This window comes from Streptococcus parasanguinis (genome assembly GCF_001578955.1).
Classification (GTDB): Bacteria; Bacillota; Bacilli; order Lactobacillales; family Streptococcaceae; genus Streptococcus; species Streptococcus parasanguinis_U.
Genome location: NZ_KQ969689.1, coordinates 663845 through 667545 on the forward strand (window position 1 = coordinate 663845; position 3701 = coordinate 667545).

The following is a 3701-nucleotide window of genomic DNA, read 5'->3' on the forward strand; positions in this document are numbered from 1 at the left end:
AGGATTGGATAACTATGGATTTGTTAGATTTGTATAAAAGAATATTTCGTTAACGTTCTCTAAGATTGGTTTTGGCCAGTCTTTTTTACGTTAGAGAGCCTCTATCTCTACCAAACCATTTTCGGTCAGACGATAGATTTTTTGGCAGACTTCTTTGAGGAAGGTCCGGTCGTGGGAGACCGTGACTAGTCCGCCTGGGTAGTCTGTGAATAGGCGTCGAATTTCTGGTTGGGAAGTGGGGGAAAAATTGCGAGTAGGCTCGTCCAAGAGTAGAAACTGAGGGCTTGTGAGCACTAATTGAAGGAGAAAGAGTTTTCCTTGCTGGCCACCAGAAAGTTCAGAGATCGGATGGTGAATTTCAGAATAGGTAAAGTTGAGGGAGGCTAAATGCAATTGAATGGTGTTGATTTCTTCGCGATCGCCTGAATGCTGTAGAAATTGAACCGGTGTCTGAGTCAAAGGAAGGCGTTCAGTGTAATCTTGAGGCATATAGGCAGTGCGGATACTTTCATTCTTCCGTAAGATCTCCCATATCATTTTTAGAAAAGTGGATTTCCCCACACCGTTGGAACCGATAATCCCTATTTTATCCTGTCCTAGAAGAGTAAGGGAGAGGTTCTTGACCAGGACCCGGTCACCAATTGCGAGCTCTTCCTGATCTAAGAGAAGGACTCGTTTTTGAGGAGACAAGGGAGTGAGGGGAGAAAAATGCAGATTGATAACTTCCTCATCATAGGGTTGGGAAGTCATGGATTGGAATTCTCGCTCGTAGCGCTTTTCTTGTGAGAGGAGGGACTTCATTTTCTTTGCCAGGAGACGTCCAGCAGTGCTATCCTTGGTGTTTCGTAAGGATGTTTCAACTTGCTGACGGACGCGGCGATGCTTCTCCATTGTTTTCTTGTAGGTTCGTTGATCATTAGCAGCTTGCTGGGACTGTTGCTTGAATTGTTGCTCCCTCTGGCTACTGTAGTCTTGATAGCCTAGGTGCTCTACAATGGTTTCAGCCTCCTTGCGGTGTTTGATCTGTCTTAGGTGGATGATCGTATCCGCCGTCTGAGTCAAAAAATCTTCATGATGGGAAATAAATAGGATGGTTTGGGGACTTGTTTGGATCATCTGCTGGAGCCAGTCCAGGGTTTCCAAATCCAGATCGTTTGAAGGTTCATCTAAAAATAGCAATTCATGAGGACGACAAAGTTCGTGAAGCAGTTGGGCTTTGAGGGCTTCTCCTCCAGATAGACTTCCAATAGCTTGGTCGCTTGCAAAGCGGTCGCTATCAAAATGCAATTGATCAGCCAGTCTGTAGAGGGCTGCATAGTCTAACTCGTCTACTCCAAAAAAATATTCTTCCAATGTTTTTCCCTTCAATGCTTCCGGCAAAGACTGGGGAATATAGGCATAGGAGTGAAAGGAAGTGGTGATTTCGCCTTCTATTGTCAGATAATCTGGTAGGGATTTTGGGGACATGAGGACATGAAGCAAAGAAGACTTTCCATTTCCTTCTTCGCCAATAATGGCAACTTTTTCCCCTTCATGAATAGTTAGGGACAGATCGCGAACCAAATCTCGTAAATCTTTTGTATGGCGGATGGTGAGGTGGGATAGTTTTAGCATAAGATTCCTTTCTACTGGGACAAAAAACAGCTCTACCTATTTAGTAGAGCTGTATTCAAGTGGACCCAAACAGAAAAAGACCTTATTAAGCCAACAAAAAGTTGGAGAATAGGCGAGAGGGCACACAAAAAGAGATAGAACAAGCAGTCCACTAAATAAAGTATTTTATTTAACGAAACTTAGTTGTTCATATCTCCTTACCTCCGAATGTGATTAGCTTTATTCTATTCTTTTCATTCCTTCTTGTCAAGGAAATCCTTGCTTCATCCACCCTTTTCTTCTCGGACTTAGGGGGATTTTATGGTATAATTAAAGGTATGCATACAAAACCAACGTCCGCTTATGTCCACATCCCATTTTGTACCCAGATTTGTTTTTATTGTGATTTTTCGAAGGTCTTTATCAAGAACCAACCGGTCGATGCTTATCTAGATCATTTGATCCAAGAATTTCGTCGGGAGGAAATCACAAATTTACGGACTCTCTATATCGGGGGTGGGACACCGACAGCCTTATCTGCAGATCAGCTAGCGTATCTTCTCAAGGAGCTGACCAAGTCGCTTGATCTCTCTCAGATGGAAGAGTTGACTATCGAGGCCAATCCTGGTGATTTGGATCCGGATAAGATCGCTGTTTTGAAGGATTCACCGGTCAATCGGGTTTCTTTGGGCGTACAGACCTTTGATAATCGCTTGCTTAAAAAGATTGGTCGGAGCCATCAGGAACAGGATATCTATGACAATATCGAGCGTTTGAAGCTAGCTGGTTTTGATAATATTTCGATCGACCTCATCTATGCGCTTCCGACGCAAACCATGGAGCAGGTCCAGGAAAATGTCGCGAAGGCTCTTGCTCTCGACATTCCTCATATGAGCCTCTATAGCTTGATTCTGGAGAATCACACCGTCTTTATGAATCGGATGAGACGGGGCAAGCTTCCTCTACCAAAAGAGGAGTTAGAAGCGGAGATGTTTGAATACATCATTCAGGAGTTGGAGCGAGCGGGCTTTGAGCATTACGAAATTTCAAATTTCTCCAAGCCTGGTTTTGAAAGTCGCCACAACCTCATGTATTGGGATAATGCAGAGTATTATGGCTTGGGAGCTGGTGCATCCGGCTATGTCAACGGTGTTCGCTACAAGAACCATGGACCTATTCGCCACTATATGCAGGCAGTCGAAGAGGGAAATGCGCGTGTCCAAGAAGAACATCTGACTCAGACAGAAATGATGGAAGAAGAGATGTTTCTGGGACTCCGTAAGAAAACAGGCGTTTCCAAGAAGCGTTTCGAAGAAAAGTTTGGTGTGAATTTTGACCAACAATATGGACCAGTGGTCGATGAATTGACCCAGCAGGGACTTTTGGTGCCTGACAAGGACATTGTTCGCATGACCAAGAAAGGTCTCTTTTTAGGAGACACTGTAGCAGAGAAGTTTATTTTGGAGTAGAAGATGGCAAAAACATTTGAGTACAGCATGAAAATTCCTTTTGATATGAGCGATGTCAATGGTTATATTAAGATTCCCCAATTAATCTTGCTGTCTTTACAGGTATCTGGCATGCAATCAATTGAGCTGGGTATGAGTGATATGTACATTTTAGAGAACTATAATCTGGTCTGGATTATCACGGATTATAATATGAAGATCGATCGTCTCCCAGTGTTTGATGAGAAGATCACTATCGAAACCTATGCCATGAGTCACAACCGCCTGTTCTGTTACCGGGCCTTTAATATCAAAGATGAGGAAGGCAATACCATTATTGAGATGGTCGCAACCTTTGTCTTGATGGATCGTGATACTCGCAAGGTCCATCCTGTCATGTCTGAGATTACGGATGCCTTTGACTCAGAGTTTTCAAAAACCATGCTCCGTGGTCCCCGTTTCAAAGAATTAGAAGGGGGCGTGGAACAAGAATACCGGGTTCGTTTTTACGACTTGGATATGAACGGGCATGTCAACAATAGCAAGTACTTGGACTGGGTCTTTGAGGTGATGGGAGCAGATTTCTTGACCCATCATGTCCCTAAAAAAGTTCATCTAAAATATGTCAAAGAAGTGCTGGCAGGAGGTGTTATCACCTCT

Annotated in this window: 3 protein-coding genes; 2 read left to right on the forward strand and 1 reads right to left on the reverse strand. The window is 43.6% G+C overall.

Annotation, left to right across the window (positions count from 1 at the left end; genetic code table 11):
* Positions 1–90 precede the first annotated feature (90 nt).
* Positions 91–1614: an ATP-binding cassette domain-containing protein gene (locus tag SPADD19_RS03175; RefSeq protein ID WP_061455182.1), complete on the reverse strand. Its 1524-nt coding sequence runs from the start codon at positions 1612–1614 to the stop codon at positions 91–93.
* 317 nt (positions 1615–1931) lie between these two features.
* Between SPADD19_RS03175 and hemW the strand changes: the two genes are divergently transcribed.
* Positions 1932–3062, forward strand: a complete 1131-nt coding sequence (hemW, locus tag SPADD19_RS03180) for a radical SAM family heme chaperone HemW (RefSeq protein ID WP_061455183.1) — start codon at positions 1932–1934, stop codon at positions 3060–3062.
* 3 nt (positions 3063–3065) lie between these two features.
* Positions 3066–3701 (forward strand): acyl-ACP thioesterase domain-containing protein (locus tag SPADD19_RS03185; protein ID WP_061455184.1); only part of this gene is annotated, 636 nt, incomplete at its 3' end.